The following is a 15,121-nucleotide window of genomic DNA, read 5'->3' as shown; positions in this document are numbered from 1 at the left end:
CGCGATGCCCGGTTCATCGTCCAGCCCGATAAGTCGAGGCGATCCGGTGACTGACGCGGTACACCGACGACCATCGCATCGCTGACAGCTGTGTGCCGTCCGGCAGAGCGGGCAACATGATCCGGCAAACCTCGTCGAAGTTCGGCGATGGCGTGGCGGCAAGTCGCGTAGCGGTCTCGTCGGACGCAATGATGATCGAAAGGCGGTAACGATGAACCGACCCGCGCACCGGGACTGCGGCCAGCGAGGTTTGCGTCCGTCCGGCGCCCTCCGACCAGTTGAAGCGGTACATCGGGCCGCGCGGCAACGTCCAGTCGACATCGACATTGGACAACAGTGCCTCGCTATGATGCGCCCAAATCAGTTGTAGACCCACGGGCACGGCTCTAGAGGATCGATATCACCGCAAGGCGCGTGGAGGTTCGTGTTCCATGGGTGATGCCCGTGCTGTTCGCCGCGCTGTGGACGCCGATACGGTCGCTGCCAATGACGATCGGTTTGTCTGGGGATTTGAGGTCGCTTGAAACGCATTATTGTTGCTCTTGCGTAGCCACGTGACCGGGCAAGTCGGCTGGATGCTGTCAGACTCATTGTTCCGACGGCAATCCGCTGCGACCGGCTGGACAACTTCATGCGAAAGGGGGGCTTCATGCTTAAAAGAATTGCAACCAACCTGCTTGACATCGCCTATGACGAACAAGGTGATGTCGACGGATGGCCGGTCATCCTGCTACACGGTTTTCCCTACGATATCCACGCGTACGAGGATGTGACGCCACACCTGATGTCCCAGGGTGCTCGCGTTATCGCACCTTATCTTCGGGGATATGGGCCTACGCGTTTCCTGGCGCCGGCAACACTTCGTTCGGGTCAGCAGGCAGCGCTGGGGGCGGACCTGTTAGCGCTGCTCGATGCACTTGAGATTGAACAGGCTGTGCTGGGCGGATATGACTGGGGCGGCCGGGCAGCATGCATTGTGGCGGCGCTGTATCCGTCGAGAGCGCGGGGGCTGGTCTCGGTCAATGGCTACAACATTCAGAACATAGCCACCGCCATGCGGCCAGACGACCCGGAGAAAGAACATCGGCTCTGGTACCAATATTACTTTCATGGTGAGCGTGGCCGGGCTGGACTGACCGAAAACCGGCGCGCGTTCTGCCGCCTGTTGTGGTCGTTATGGTCGCCGAGCTGGGGCTTCGACGACGACACTTACGCCCGCTCGGCCGCTGCGTTCGACAATCCGGATTTCGTCGATGTTGTCATCCATTCGTATCGGCACCGTGCCGGACTGGTCGATGGCGATCCACAGTTCGACGATATGGAGCGCCGCTTGTCCGCCATGCCGTCGATCACCGTTCCCACGATCACACTCGAAGGCGACGCTGATGGCGTCGTGCCGCCGGGGGGAAGACCGGTGGGCTTAAAGCGGTTCACTGGACGCCATGAGAACCGCGTCGTGCCGAACGCAGGCCATAATCTTCCGCAGGAGGCGCCAGACGCATTCGTCAGCGCGGTACTTGATATCAACGCGTGGGCGGGTTGACGCCTCGCGCATGAGGTGACCGACCCCTTGCACGCTCTTGGGAGCGGAGTGCACGCATCGGTTATGCGTGCCTCGGCGTCAGGGCATTAATGAATCAGGAAGCTACTAATCCAGAGCCGGCGATTCTTGTGCTAACGACGCAGAGACTCCCCGACGCGCTTCCTCTTCCTTTTCTCCTGCAGCGACTTCTCCGTGGTCGGAGCGAACCCTCCCAAGCAGCGCAAAGACCAGAACGGCTGCGCCCAAGGTCAGGATAATCGCCACCCAAAGAAGCTTCTTGAACGCGAGATCATAGGCCAGGAGCAGGTGCGCGTGATCGAAGCCCAAAAGAATCGAGCCGGCTTTCTCCAGCGTTCCGGCGGCGAGTTGCGCCGCACCGGATGCCAGGGTGTCCGGACTCTGATCAGGCCTGATGTCGGTCAGGGTTTGCCGGGCGAAAAACGCCAGCAATGAACCAACAATGGCCATGGCCGTGCTGTCAATCGAGACGCGCAAAGCGCCGAAGATACCGACAGCCATCCCGGCTTTGTCGCTAGGGACGACACTGACGGCAAGGTTATCCATCAACCCCCATGGAATGGCGGCGCCCAGGCCGATCAGGAGCAGATCCACGCGCATCAGGATGCCATGATCTCCGAGCGGCACCTGGGTGAGTAGAAAGAGCCCTGCGACCGAGATGAGCATGCCGACACCCGAGAGGATGCCAACCGGAATAAATCGGGTAAGCATCGCTGAAAGGAACGGGACAAAGAGCAACGGCGCCGAAAAATAGAGCATCAGTATTCCGGCATCCAGGGCACTCAGCCCTTCAATCCCGATGAAACGCAGTGGCAGAATAACGAGCAACGCAATATATGAATACGCTGTCGCGAGCGGTAGAAGTTGCGCGCCCACGAAGCGCGGATAGCGAAAGAGGCTGAGATCAAGCATGGGATTCAAGACTTTCGTCTCTATCACAACAAAAAGGACCAGCACGAGACCGCTTGCCACAAAGAGTCCCAGGACAAGCGGTCCTGTCCACCCATACACCGGGGCTTCAACCACGGCGAAGGTGAAGAGCGTCAGCATGAGGGTGAAGGTGCCGGCGCCTGCCCAGTCGAGGCCATGGGCCGAAGGATTCTTGCTGTCCGTCATGTAGAAAACGCACAATATCAGTGCGATAAAACTGATCAGCGCACTACTGAGGAAGACCGCGTGCCAGTTGAAAAGAGCGATCAGAATGCCCGCCAGAGTCGGGCCGAAAGCGAGGCCCGCGCCAAACGCGATTCCGATAAGGCTGAAAATCCTGACGCGCGCCGGACCTTCGAATTCCTGGGCCAGCATTGACACGCCGCCGGCATAAGCACAGGCAGCCGCAAGACCATGCGGCACGCGAAGGAAGTCAAGCCACAAGACGCTTGGTGCGAGCGGCATCGCAAGCGAAACGAGCGTCATGACCAACATGCCGATGAAGAAGATTTTCTTGCGGCCATAGTGATCGGCCAGCGCACCTGCCACCATCAGGGTACTGCCGCAGGCGAGCATGAAGGCATTGGTGATCCACGAAAGAGCAACCGTCCCTCCCGCAAGGTCACGACCAATGAACGTTTGGGCGGCCGGCCCCGCCGAAAGACTTAAAGGCAGGCTAATGCAGGCCAGAATGACCGCGATGAGAACAAGGGTTTTAGCGCGTGTGGACCGCGGCACTGTCGGGGAAGCATGCGTGGAGTGCTGGTGCATCGATAAGATTCCCTAAGGTTCACGCTATACAGGAGCGGCGCAATAGATGCCTTCCGGTCCCGGAAGGCATCAATCCTAGGGGTGTTGGTTTTATGGATAAAGAAAGACAATGCGAATTCATCTGTCGGGAAACACGAATAATGAAGAACTGACTGCATGTCGCGGTTGAATCGTCAACTGTTGGAGAGCAGCAGGGCGTCACGTGTCACGGCTAGATATCCGCAAAGCGATTGGCGCGACAATTGAGGCGCAACCACCGCCTCTTAAACCATTTCGTGTCCCACAGGCGCACTAACCATATTGGCAATATCTGTCTGCGCAACCGCCGACGCGGGTCCCCTATGCACAGTTTCGGCGAGCGGATCGGTTCCGGAAAATCGTCCGGGTAGTACGCTGTCAGCGGCTCGTGAAGCGCGCCCCTGCGCGTCGTGCTCGTCGTGTTCGGGGTCCGCGTCGCGCGTCGCGCGCGTGTTCATCACGTCCCCCATAAAGAGAGAGCGGATCGGCCGGCCGGCCCCGTTTTCGATGCCTGCGCATCTTCGCGGCAAATGCGCGCGCAGTGCAGCGCGGATCGATCCGTTATGCGAAACGCGGCGCGGCCGTTCAGCTCTTCTTTTGGCTGAAGGCTTCGAACGCCTTTGCGTAGTCCGGGTGCCAGCGCGAGAGCGGCGGCCGGTTCTCGATGATGTCCTGCGCCGCCCAGAGGATGCGCCGTTCGTCAGTTGCGCGGGGTACGTCGTTGTCGGGACAGAGGATGTAGAAGTCGCCCGCCTCCAGCCGTTCGATCATGAAATCCGCTGTCTGCTCCGAGGTCCACGCGGCCGCCGGTTTCTCCGTGCGTCCCCGGGCGGTGAGGCCCGTGTACACGAAGCCCGGAATCAGCAGGTGCGCGCTGATCCTGCAGCCGGGGGTATTGCGCAGCTCGTGCTGCAGTGCTTCCGTGAACGCCTTCAGGCCCGCCTTCGACACGTTGTAGGCAGGATCGCCCGGCGGCGTGGTGATGCCCTGCTTCGACCCTGTGTTGATCACGATGCCGGGGCGCTTACGTTCGATCATCGAAGGGACGAAGGTCCGGGTGCCGAGGACGGGGCCCATCAGGTTGACGCCGAGCACGCGTTCCCAGTTTTGCGCCGGCCCGAAGACCGTGCTGCCGACCTGCACGCCCGCGTTGTTCATCAGGATGTCGGTGCCGCCGAAACGCTCGTCGACCTGCTGGCGCAGCCGCTCCAGATCGTCGATGCGGCTCACGTCGGTCTTGACTGCCAGCACGTCGTCGGCGCCGTTCGCGCTCACGAGGGCAATGGCGTCGGCAGCGGTGGCGAGCCGTTGGTCGTCGGTGTCCGCGATGCAGATGCGCAAGCCGCGCGCGGCAAAGCGCATGGCGGCGGCGAGTCCGATACCGGAAGCGCCGCCGGTGATGACCGCAACTGACTCTGGAGCAAGGGTAGAAAGTGTCATGCAAGATTCCTGGTCGTTGGCCGCCGTGGAGGCGACGATTCAAATCAATCATGCGGAGAGACCCGCGGCAAAGCACGCGGCAACGCGCATGGTGATTTTTATCACGGACTTGCAAAGGATGTGCGTCGAGGGGTCACCTTGCGGCTGTCGAAAGCCATCTGCAAGATGATCCGGGCCACGGGGTTCCTGGCCGGCCTTTGCAGCGAGGCGGGATCGTGGCGTGAACCGGAGCACCGGGGACGTCCGCGGAGCTGCGACGTCGTGTCTTGCGCATGTCGATTTCTCCCACGATCAGCGCACCGGGCGTGTGCGATGCTCGCGCATCGGATCCTGCCCGCGCGCGACGCGACGCGGCCAAGGATCTATATGAAGCTTGCGCCTCCGTTGACGGGAATCGTTTGGCCCGTCATGAATGCGTTGCCGATGACCATCAGTAACGCCTGCGCAACTTCGCTCGCTTCGCCCAAGCGCCCCACGGGCAGTTTTTCCGCGACGTTGGACGCCTTCAGCGGCCCAGCCATGTCGGTGTCGATCGGCCCCGGTGCAACGGCGTTGACGGTAATTCCTTCGCGGGCAAGCCTTGCCGCATAGCCGCGCGTCAGACCCTCGAGGCCGGCTTTCGATGCGTTGTAGTGAACGCCAAGCAGGCCCGCGCCGCGGGCAGCCGCCGACGAGAGGTTGACGATGCGGCCCCAGCGCCTCGCGCGCATGCCGGGCAGCACCGCCTGCGTGCAGAGAAACGCCGACTTCAGATTGACGGCGAGCGTTCGATCGAACTCTGCTTCCGTGAGATCGTCGATGTCGACAATCGTACCGGTGCCCGCGTTGTTCACGAGCACGTCGATAAGACCGAGGCGGTTCTCCACCTCATGGAACATCGCTTTGACGTCGTCTCCGACCGATACGTCAGCGCGTACCGCGATCGCACGGCCGCCTGCGCGTTCAATTTCCGCGACGACGCCGGCAGCTTCGTTCTCGCGTTGCCGATAGTTGACGGCGACCGCTGCGCCGGCGGAGGCAAGCGCGATCGATATGGCGCGTCCGATTCCACGCGAGCCGCCGGTCACCAGGGCGACACGATCGTTCAAATTGGGTAAATGTGCAGGCATGAAGAGCTCCTCTCTTGCGCGGTTTTGGCAGAGCCTGCTGCGGCAGCGTCTGCGAGGCGTGGTTTTGCCGAGCAAGGCGTTGCCGCAAGGCATCCTAGTTTGCCTCCTTTATGGCGTTTTCGCCGAAGTCGGCCTCCTTCCTGAGAGTAACGCTCCCCGGACCGTACGACTGTCGTCTCCTGTAAGCCGTTGTTTCCGGGGAGAGGCGGCGAGCGACCGATGAAGGATCGATGCGGGAAATACGAAAATGAGACCGGACTTGGGCAGAGGGGGGTTGCTAAAGCGCACCTGCTAAACTCGGCCCGATTCCCGACCTGGGTGTCTTCGAGCAAGCCAATTATTTATGAAAAGTAGTGCAAAAGGCGGCCTTGTTTATTCTACCGACGGCGGTCGGATGTGTCCCGAATGCAGGCAGGCGCTCGCGGAATGTGTCTGCGAGACGGTTACCAAGAGGCTGCCGCCAGGCGATGGCGTGGTGCGGGTGACTCGCGAGACAAAGGGGCGGGGCGGGAAAAGCGTGACGATCGTTAAAGGGCTGGCGCTCGATCCTCTTGCCTTGGCCTCGCTAGGCAAGCAGTTGCGCACGGCCTGCGGTTCGGGTGGAACGGTCAAGGATGGCGTGATTGAAGTGCAGGGTGACCATTGCGAGCGGGTTATCGAAGTGCTCAAAAAGTACGGCCACAGCGCGAAGCGGGCCGGGGGCTAATCGCTTCAATGCGCGGAGGTGCTTGAGTACCACGGACCGCATGATCGCGGGCGGCCCAGGGTGTGTCAAAACGCGTAGCCACTGGGAATTGACGACATCGCAGACCGGTCCCTTGTACCCAATGTTCTATCTCATGGCGGTAGTCGTACTCTTGACGGTGCAGGGCTTGCTAGCCCGGTTCAGGATCGGCCGGGCATATCGCTGGCTTCGATTTGAAAGCAGTTGTTCAGTAACCCTACTTATTTAGCGTGACGCGGAGATGGGTTTGTTTGTCGAAAAAAATCGGAACAGGTTTCGTTTGGCTGTGACCATGTTGCCGGTTCCCCTTCTGCCGAAAACACTGTATGGGTGTACAGTGTCGACTTCATCGGCCGTTATCTCGCTAATGCGTGTCGAGCGATGGCTTCCCAAGGCGAGCCACGCTTCGCCCAAGCGCACTGGCGGACGATCTAACTCATTGAACCGGTTAGGAAAAATTGGCATCCAACAACGCAATCCGCATTCGCGGCGCTCGCCAGCACAATCTCAAGAACATCGATCTGGACCTTTACACGGGGCAGATGACCGTGGTGACCGGTCCTTCGGGCTCGGGCAAATCGAGCCTCGTGTTCGATACGCTCTATGCCGAAGGCCAGCGTCGCTACGTCGAGACATTCAGCGCGTATGCCCGGCAATTCCTCGACCGCATGGACCGTCCGCAGGTGGATCGCGTGGACGGCGTGCCGCCGGCAATTGCCATCGACCAGACCAATCCGGTGCGCAGTTCGCGCTCGACCGTCGGTACGATGACCGAGCTGAACGATCACCTGAAACTGTTCTACGCACGCGCCGCCGAGCTCTTCGATAAAAAGACCTCGCATCAGGTCCGGCACGACACGCCGGAGACCATCTACGTCGAATTGCTCGAACGCACGAAGGTGAGTGATCCGCGGATCGCGATCACGTTCCCGGTGGAACTGCCTGAGTCCGCCAGCGACGACGAAGTCGCACAGTGGCTTTCCGCCAGCGGCTACACGCGTGTGCAGGCAAAGCGGCATGTGGACGGCCGGCAAATGCTCGACGTGGTCGCAGACCGGTTCCGCTTGCAGAAGACGGAGCGGTCGCGGGCGCTGGAGGCTATCGAAGGTGCGTTGCTGCGTGGCACGGGGCGCGTGAATGTCTACGTGCTGCCGGAGCCGGGCGCGGACGACGCGGACAAGCCCGTGGAGGTGCCAACCTGGCGCTTCTCCACTGGCCTGCACAGCCCGGAAAGCGACATCCGCTACGCCGATCCGCAACCCGCGTTGTTCTCGTTCAACTCGGCGTATGGCGCGTGTGAAACGTGTCGCGGCTTCGGCCGGGTGATCGGCGTTGATCTCGGCCTCGTGATTCCCGATGAACGCAAGACCTTGCGCGGCGGCGCGGTCAAGACGCTGCAAACGCCCGCATGGAAAGAGAATCAGGACGACCTGCTGCGCTATGGCGCGAAAGCGGGTATTCGCCTTGGTGTGCCCTGGAGCGAACTCACGCAAAAGGAGCGCGACTGGGTGATCAACGGTTCGCCCGACTGGTCCGGCAAGTGGCAAAACCAGTGGTACGGCGTGCAGCGTTTCTTCGATTACCTCGAATCGAAAGCGTACAAGATGCACATCCGCGTGTTGCTGTCGAAATATCGCAGCTATACGAAATGTCCGACGTGCGAAGGCGCGCGGCTCAAGACAGAAGCGCTGCTGTGGCGCCTCGGCACGAAGGAGCAAGCGGACGCCGTGCTGAAGCCGGCCGATCGTTTCCTGCCGGCAGGCGTGGAGTGGACGCGGGCGCAACTCGAAGCGCTGCCGGGTCTCACCCTGCACGATCTGATGCTGATGCCGATCGACCGCATTCGCCGGTTCTTCGACTCGCTGACCTTGCCAAGCACGCTGCTCGACGACGCGCTCAAGCTCCTGCACAACGAGGTGCGCACGCGCCTGAAATATCTCTGCGATGTCGGCCTCGGTTACCTCACGCTGGATCGCCAGAGCCGTACGTTGTCCGGTGGCGAAGTACAGCGGATCAACCTGACGACCGCGCTCGGCACGTCGCTGGTGAACACGCTGTTCGTGCTCGATGAACCGAGCATCGGCTTGCATCCGCGTGATTTGAATCGCATTGTCGAAGCGATGCACCGGTTGCGCGACGCGGGCAATACGCTCGTGGTGGTGGAGCACGATCCGTCGGTGATGCTCGCGGCGGATCGTCTTATCGATATGGGTCCGGGACCGGGCGAACGCGGCGGCGAGATCGTCTATGATGGGCCGCCGAACGAAATCGAGCATAGCGACACGCTGACGGGTGCGTACCTCGGCGGCCGCAAGCATGTGGCGCACGCGTCGAACTGGCAGCGCCGCGCGGTCGATGCAAAGACGCCGCGGCTCGTGCTCGAAGGCGCGACCGAACACAACCTGCGCGATGTCACGGTCGAGATTCCGTTGCAGCGGCTGGTGTGCGTGACGGGTGTATCGGGGTCGGGTAAATCGACGCTGATCCAGGACGTGCTCGCTCCAGCGTTGCAGCGTCATTTTGGCAAGGCGACGGAATCGCCGGGCGCATTCCGTGCATTAAAAGGCGCGGACGCCTTGAGTGAAGTGATCTTTGTGGATCAATCGCCGATCGGCCGCACGGCGCGTTCGAATCCAGCGAGTTATGTTGGCGCGTTCGACGAGATTCGCAAGCTGTTTGCCAAGGCGCCACTGGCCGCGCAACGCGGTTATAGCGCCGGCATGTTCAGTTTTAATTCCGGCGATGGCCGTTGCCCGACCTGCGGCGGTTCGGGCTTCGAACACGTCGAGATGCAGTTCCTGAGCGACGTCTATCTGCGCTGCCCGGATTGCGATGGACGGCGGTATCGGGCGGAAATCCTGGATGTGCAGATCGAACGCGACGGCAAGTCGCTCAGCGTGGCGGATGTACTCGACCTGACCGTGAGTGAAGCCGTTGCGTGCTTTGCGAAAGACAAGGAAGTGCTGCGGGTGTTGCAGCCGATTGTCGATGTTGGACTGGAATATGTGAAGCTTGGGCAACCGGTTCCCACGCTCTCGGGCGGTGAAGCGCAGCGCCTGAAGCTGGCGGGTTTCCTGGCGGAAACGGCACAGGCGAGCGGCAACCTGCCGGGCCGCTTGTTCATGTTCGACGAGCCCACGACGGGCCTCCATTTCGACGATATCGCCAAGCTGATGCAGGCATTGAGACGCCTGCTGGAACGCGGTCATTCGCTGATCGTGATCGAGCACAACCTTGACGTGATCCGCGCTGCCGACTGGATCATCGATCTTGGTCCAGAGGGCGGCGATGCGGGCGGTCTGGTTGTCTGTGTCGGCACACCGGACGATGTTTCGGCATGCGAACAATCGCACACCGGTAAGGCGCTGCTCGACTACGAAGAGTCGATGGCGCCGGGCGCAGCGCAGAAGCGCGCAGCGGGCGTTCCGCTGCAACTGGCTGCGGAAATCGCAGCAGCGCGGCGCGCGTTGCAGGGCGAAGACGTGGTGCGGATTGTCAACGCGCGCGAGCACAACCTGAAGTCGCTCGACGTCGATATCCCGCACGGCAAGTTCAACGTGATCACGGGCGTATCGGGTTCGGGCAAGTCAACGTTAGCGTTCGATATCCTCTTCCATGAAGGCCAGCGCCGGTATCTGGAATCGTTGAATGCGTATGCGCGTTCGATCGTGCAACCGGCAGGGCGTCCTGAAGTGGACGCCGTCTACGGTATTCCGCCGACAGTGGCCATCGAGCAGCGTTTATCGCGTGGCGGCCGTAAGAGCACGGTCGCGACCACGTCCGAAGTCTGGCATTTCCTGCGGCTTCTATACGTGAAGCTTGGTATCCAGCATTGCATCCACGATGGCGCGCCCGTCACGGCGCAGAGTCCCGAATCGATCGTCGCGCAGATCATGCGGGATTTCAAAGGCCAGCATATCGGCTTGCTCGCACCGCTCGTGGTGAACCGCAAGGGGATTTACACGGACCTCGCGAAGTGGGCGAAGACACGCGGGCATACGCATTTGCGCGTGGACGGCGAGTTCCTTTCCGTCGATCCGTGGCCGAAGATCGATCGCTTCAAGGAGCACACCATCGAGTTGCCGGTCGGCGATCTGATCGTCAACGCGAACGATGAAGCGACGCTGAAAGCCATGCTTCTGGAGACGCTCGAACTCGGCAAGGGCGTGATGCATCTGCTTGCGCCGCTCGACGACTTGCATGGTGCGTTGAACGGCGGCAAGAAGGGGACGAAGCACGTTGGCGAGATCCGGGTATTCTCGACCAAACGCGCGTGTCCGGTCTGCGGCACGAGTTATCCCGAACTTGACCCGCGCATGTTCTCGTACAACAGCAAGCACGGCTGGTGCAACACCTGCGTGGGCACCGGCGTCACGCTCACGCGCGAGCAGCGCGAAGTCTACGACGACACCGTGCTCTCCGATGATGGTCGTGGGCGTGAGCAGACGATTCCATCGGCGCAACAGGAACCGGACGATGTCGGCGATCAGCCTTGCCCGGATTGCAGCGGCACGCGCCTGAATGAAGTCGCGCGGGCGGTGACGTTCGGCGATCAACCGATAACGGAAGTCGGCCGCTGGACGGTCAGCGCGACGCGTGGCTGGGTCAAGAAGCTGAAGCTCAAGGGCCGCGATGCCGATATCGCCCGCGACGTAGTCAGTGAAATCGAAGGCCGCTTGTTGTTCCTCGAAGAAGTCGGTCTTGGTTATCTGAGCCTGGATCGCGCGGCGCCCACGTTGTCGGGTGGCGAAGCGCAGCGCATTCGCCTTGCCGCGCAGCTCGGCAGCAACTTGCAGGGCGTGTGTTATGTGCTGGATGAACCGACTATTGGTCTGCATCCGCGTGACAACAAGATCCTGCTGGACGCACTGAAGAAACTCGGCGACAAGGGCAACACGCTGGTGGTGGTGGAGCACGACGAGGACACCATTCGCCGTGCGGATCACATCATCGATATCGGTCCGGGAGCGGGGAAACGCGGCGGCACGGTGGTAGCGCAAGGCAGTGTGGCCGATCTCGCGGCGCAGCCGGATTCGCTCACGGGCCAGTATCTGGCGAACCCGATCCAGCATCCGTTGCAGGCGCGTCGTGATGTAAAAACGGCGACCGCGAAGCGGGCCGCAACGCCCGAGAACTGGCTTACGGTTCACGGAGCGACGCTGCACAACCTGCGCAACGTCACCGCGAGCATGCCGCTCGGCCGTCTGATTGCCATCACGGGCGTGAGCGGTTCCGGCAAGTCCACGCTCGCTCGTGACGTGCTGATGACCAACCTGCTCGATGCCGTGGGCCGCTCGGTTCTGTCGTCGCCGGCTACGCGCCGCGCACGCAAGACCGCGCAAGCCGACATGCCCGCGCGCAATCGGTCGAGCGTGTTGTCGCGGGAAGCGCCGCGTGTGAAGTTCGACGTTGCGCATCGCTGGCAGGGGTGCACGGAGGTGACCGGCTTCGAGACCATCGACCGTGTGCTCGAAGTCGACCAGACGCCGATTGGCAAGACGCCGCGCTCGTGCCCGGCGACGTATATCGGCATGTGGGACACCATCCGCAAGCTGTTCGCTGACACTCTGGAAGCCCGCGCGCGGGGTTATACGCCGTCGCGCTTTTCGTTCAACACGGGCGATGGCCGCTGCCCGGCCTGTGAGGGCCAGGGCGTGCGCACCATTGCCATGAGCTTCCTGCCCGACGTCAAAGTACCGTGCGATGTCTGCCACGGTCAGCGTTTCAATCCGGAAACGCTGGCGGTGACGTGGCGCGGCAAGAACATCGGCGAAGTGCTGACCATGGAGATTGACGAGGCTGTCGAGTTCTTCTCCGCGATGACAAGCATCTCGCATCCGCTGCAACTCATGAAGGATGTGGGGCTGGGTTATCTGACGCTTGGGCAGCCATCGCCCACGTTGTCAGGCGGGGAGGCTCAGCGGATCAAGCTGGTGACGGAGTTGTCGAAGGTAAGGGACGACATCGGCAGGCGTGGGCAGAAGGCGCCGCATACGCTGTATGTGCTCGATGAGCCGACCGTGGGCCTTCATATGGCCGACGTCGCGAAGCTGATCCGCGTGCTGCACCGGTTGGTCGATGGCGGGCATTCGGTGGTGGTGATCGAGCACGATCTGGACGTGATCGCCGAAGCCGACTGGGTGATCGATCTGGGGCCGGAAGGCGGCACGGAAGGCGGATCGATCGTGGCCGCGACCGATCCGGACACGCTCTCGAAGAATCCGCGCAGTCACACGGGCGCCGCGCTGCGGCCGGTGCTCGAGCGCGGGGCCGTGGCGGCCGAGGCGGTTCAGTAACTCGGTTCAGTAACTCTTGTAGGGCAGGAACTTGCCCGATAAAACCACGTTGACCCGGTCCCCTTTGGGATCGGGTTCGCGTTGGATATCCATTGAGAAATCGATGGCGCTCATGATTCCGTCGCCGAATTCCTCGTGGATCAGTTCCTTGATCGTGCTCCCGTAAACGCTCACTATTTCGTACCATCGGTAGATGAGAGGATCGGTGGGGACGGCGGTCGGCAGCGAGCCTTTATAGGGCACAATCTGCAGCCAGGCGACGGCTTCATCGGAGAGGTTGAAGAGGGCGCCTACGACTTCGGCCTGTGCTTTGGAGAACGTCATCTGCCCGAGGCAACCGGCCGTTACCCATTCCTTGCTCAAGCCGACTTTCTCCGCCACGTCGGCCCATTTCAGTCCTTTGCTCACCTTGGCGGCGAGAATCATGTGAGTCACTTCGCTGCGATCGGAAATCATTCGGGTTGCTCCTTGAGGGTGGTTTCAAGCGAGTGTATTGGCTAATCGCGGGGCTGGCTGGCGGACAAAAAAACTGCGCGAAGCTCGGTTCGCTCGCGCCGGTGGACGGTGGGTTTTGGGTTTGGGTTTGTGGGCAGGGGGCAAGGTCGGGGGGCTGGGTTCTGGGGTAGCGGCGGGGTCAGTGCTGGGTTGGTCGGTTTTGGGGTTAGCGGTCGGAGTCAATGCTGGGTTGCTGCTTTCGGCCGTGGTGGTCTGCCTGAGTCGGATTTTCTCTTTATCACTATTAGCCACTGTGCGTGGCGGCACGTCATTTCTGATATGACTTTCCGTGTCAACAGGTGTTTTTAGCTGTGGTCATCTTTTCTCTTCCTACAATTTCCTGAGGGCGGCGTAGCAGTAACACTCGACGGTGAATCAATCTGATATTCGCGGGTTGGTTACCGCATTACAGTGATCCGTCTCGTGAGCCTGCCGCTAACTTTGTGCGCAAGTCGGCGTGAACCGTTGATAAGCCGTTGCAAAGAAATGCCGCGGGTAACTCTGATGCCGGGCTACGCCGCCTTCAGGAAACTGCCTTTTCGATGATTGCAAAACTGTTTTTTGCTGGTTTAGACAGCCGCTCTGGACTTGTTGATCGCCTGCTCCATGCCCAGACGGGCGATGTCCCAGATAAACCCGGCGAGTTCGCGAGCGATCGCGACGACCGCCACGTTTTTGAGTTTGCCCTTCGCCACCATTCTTCTAAAGCGCCCACACAGACGCAACTGCGCGTCCCAGGCGCGATCGATAATCACCTTGGGCACGCCCTCATGACGCTGCTGAATTTCGGGACTCACGCGGGCCGTATGCCGATAACTCCAGGCGGCCTCGATCAGCAACTTTCGCGCAAGCGAATTGCCCGTCTTGGTGATGCTGCCCTGGCGCCGGCTGCCCCCCGACGAGTATTCTGAAGGCGTTATGCCCAGCCACGCCATCAACTGCCGAGGATGGGCAAAGCGCGTCACATCGACGATCTCCGAGAGCAAGCCAACGGCGGTGGTGAACTTGATGCCGCGCATGGTTTGCAGGGCGAGCACGGCGGGATAAAAGCGCCACTGCGGCACCGCTTCGCGCAAGGCCGACTCAAGCCGCTCGCACTGCGTAAACCGGTCTTCGATCGCGCGGCGCAACTCGGTGAAGGCGAGGTCCTGCCATGCGTTGCCGAACGAGAACTTGCTGATCCAGCGTCGATGCGCCGGCCCCCAGTTCGCCGTGCCCGCGTATCGCACGGCGTGGGCGAGCAGGAACGATTTTAACGCTTGGCGGGCGCGTTTGAGGGCATCGCGCGTACTGGCCCAGACACGCGCAAGATCGCGAAACGCTTCGTCTTCGACGGTGGGCACATGCACTGCGCTGAGGTCGCCCGCGCGCAGTGAGCGCACGAGCTTGAGCGCGTCGCGGCGGTCGGTCTTCACGCGATCGCCGGCTTTGCGCGGGATCAGCGAGGGGGCGCACACCATGCACTCGAAGCCTTTGGCAGCGAGGCGGCGCTGCAGGTCATAGCCCAGAGGACCGGCTTCATAAACGATTTTTACGTGGCGAGCCTTGGATTGAAGCTTTTTGCATAACTGATCAATATCGCGAGAGCGCGTGCCGATCTTGCCGAGCACTTCGACTTCGCCGCTGCCCAGCGCGTAGGCAACTGTAATCGAGTCTTTGTGAACATCCAGTCCGACAAATAACGTGATATCGTTTTGCATGCTGGCCTCCGTGTTGGAAACAAAACCTATGAGTGACGGGTTCGCCCTCACTGTTACGGCTCTGGCGCTATGCTAAC

Annotated in this window: 9 protein-coding genes; 3 read left to right on the top strand and 6 right to left on the bottom strand. The window is 61.2% G+C overall.

Annotated features, from left to right (window positions below):
• Nucleotides 1–13 precede the first annotated feature (13 nt).
• Nucleotides 14–376 carry a hypothetical protein gene (locus tag ACSQ36_RS29005; RefSeq protein WP_436184625.1) on the bottom strand — a complete coding sequence of 121 codons (363 nt, stop codon included), beginning with the start codon at nucleotides 374–376 and terminating at the stop codon, nucleotides 14–16.
• A 273-nt stretch (nucleotides 377–649) separates the two neighbouring features.
• Here ACSQ36_RS29005 and ACSQ36_RS29000 point away from each other — a divergent pair, with 273 nt between their 5' ends.
• Nucleotides 650–1,543, top strand: a complete 894-nt coding sequence (locus ACSQ36_RS29000) for an alpha/beta fold hydrolase (protein WP_436184624.1) — start codon at nucleotides 650–652, stop codon at nucleotides 1,541–1,543.
• A 105-nt stretch (nucleotides 1,544–1,648) separates the two neighbouring features.
• Here ACSQ36_RS29000 and ACSQ36_RS28995 read toward each other — a convergent pair whose 3' ends face one another.
• The 3 genes from ACSQ36_RS28995 to ACSQ36_RS28985 all read right to left on the bottom strand — a co-directional run bounded on the left by ACSQ36_RS28995 (nucleotide 1,649) and on the right by ACSQ36_RS28985 (nucleotide 5,829).
• A complete protein-coding gene (locus tag ACSQ36_RS28995; protein WP_436184623.1) occupies nucleotides 1,649–3,262 on the bottom strand; it encodes an MFS transporter in 1,614 nt (537 codons plus the stop codon).
• Between the two features lie 603 nt (nucleotides 3,263–3,865).
• Nucleotides 3,866–4,720 carry an SDR family NAD(P)-dependent oxidoreductase gene (locus ACSQ36_RS28990; protein WP_436184622.1) on the bottom strand — a complete coding sequence of 285 codons (855 nt, stop codon included), beginning with the start codon at nucleotides 4,718–4,720 and terminating at the stop codon, nucleotides 3,866–3,868.
• 362 nt (nucleotides 4,721–5,082) lie between these two features.
• The gene (locus ACSQ36_RS28985) at nucleotides 5,083–5,829 is read right to left on the bottom strand and encodes an SDR family NAD(P)-dependent oxidoreductase (RefSeq protein WP_436184621.1); all 747 of its coding nucleotides are present in this window, start codon (nucleotides 5,827–5,829) and stop codon (nucleotides 5,083–5,085) included.
• A 343-nt stretch (nucleotides 5,830–6,172) separates the two neighbouring features.
• On the opposite strand from ACSQ36_RS28985, the gene ACSQ36_RS28980 reads away from it, so the two are divergent.
• Together ACSQ36_RS28980 and uvrA are read left to right on the top strand one after the other, a co-directional pair.
• Nucleotides 6,173–6,535, top strand: coding sequence for a translation initiation factor Sui1 (locus ACSQ36_RS28980; RefSeq protein ID WP_436184620.1), 363 nt, complete (start codon nucleotides 6,173–6,175; stop codon nucleotides 6,533–6,535).
• A gap of 476 nt (nucleotides 6,536–7,011) precedes the next feature.
• On the top strand, nucleotides 7,012–12,849 hold the full coding sequence (uvrA, locus tag ACSQ36_RS28975; protein WP_436184619.1) for an excinuclease ABC subunit UvrA: 5,838 nt from the start codon (nucleotides 7,012–7,014) through the stop codon (nucleotides 12,847–12,849).
• Nucleotides 12,850–12,855: 6 nt separating this feature from the next.
• Here the strand turns inward: uvrA and cynS are convergent, their stop codons facing one another.
• Both cynS and ACSQ36_RS28965 read right to left on the bottom strand, forming a co-directional pair.
• Entirely contained in the window at nucleotides 12,856–13,305 is a 450-nt protein-coding gene (gene cynS / locus ACSQ36_RS28970) for a cyanase (RefSeq protein WP_436184618.1), read from the bottom strand.
• Nucleotides 13,306–13,913: 608 nt separating this feature from the next.
• Nucleotides 13,914–15,044, bottom strand: a complete 1,131-nt coding sequence (locus tag ACSQ36_RS28965; protein ID WP_436181324.1) for an IS110 family transposase — start codon at nucleotides 15,042–15,044, stop codon at nucleotides 13,914–13,916.
• Nucleotides 15,045–15,121 lie beyond the last annotated feature (77 nt).

The organism is Caballeronia sp. LjRoot34 (genome assembly GCF_964253815.1).
In the GTDB taxonomy this organism is placed as follows: Bacteria; Pseudomonadota; Gammaproteobacteria; order Burkholderiales; family Burkholderiaceae; genus Caballeronia.
Note: the sequence above shows the minus strand (reverse complement) of the source record. Positions and strands in the feature narration are given on the sequence as shown.

Excerpts from the sequence above, each read along its gene's own strand:
- ACSQ36_RS28995 (WP_436184623.1), bottom strand. The coding sequence starts at position 3,262 with ATGCACCAGCACTCCACGCATGCTTCCCCGACAGTGCCGCGGTCCACA.
- ACSQ36_RS28985 (WP_436184621.1), bottom strand. The coding sequence starts at position 5,829 with ATGCCTGCACATTTACCCAATTTGAACGATCGTGTCGCCCTGGTGACC.
- ACSQ36_RS28980 (WP_436184620.1), top strand. The coding sequence starts at position 6,173 with ATGAAAAGTAGTGCAAAAGGCGGCCTTGTTTATTCTACCGACGGCGGT.
- ACSQ36_RS29000 (WP_436184624.1), top strand. The coding sequence starts at position 650 with ATGCTTAAAAGAATTGCAACCAACCTGCTTGACATCGCCTATGACGAA.
- ACSQ36_RS28990 (WP_436184622.1), bottom strand. The coding sequence starts at position 4,720 with ATGACACTTTCTACCCTTGCTCCAGAGTCAGTTGCGGTCATCACCGGC.
- cynS (WP_436184618.1), bottom strand. The coding sequence starts at position 13,305 with ATGATTTCCGATCGCAGCGAAGTGACTCACATGATTCTCGCCGCCAAG.
- ACSQ36_RS28965 (WP_436181324.1), bottom strand. The coding sequence starts at position 15,044 with ATGCAAAACGATATCACGTTATTTGTCGGACTGGATGTTCACAAAGAC.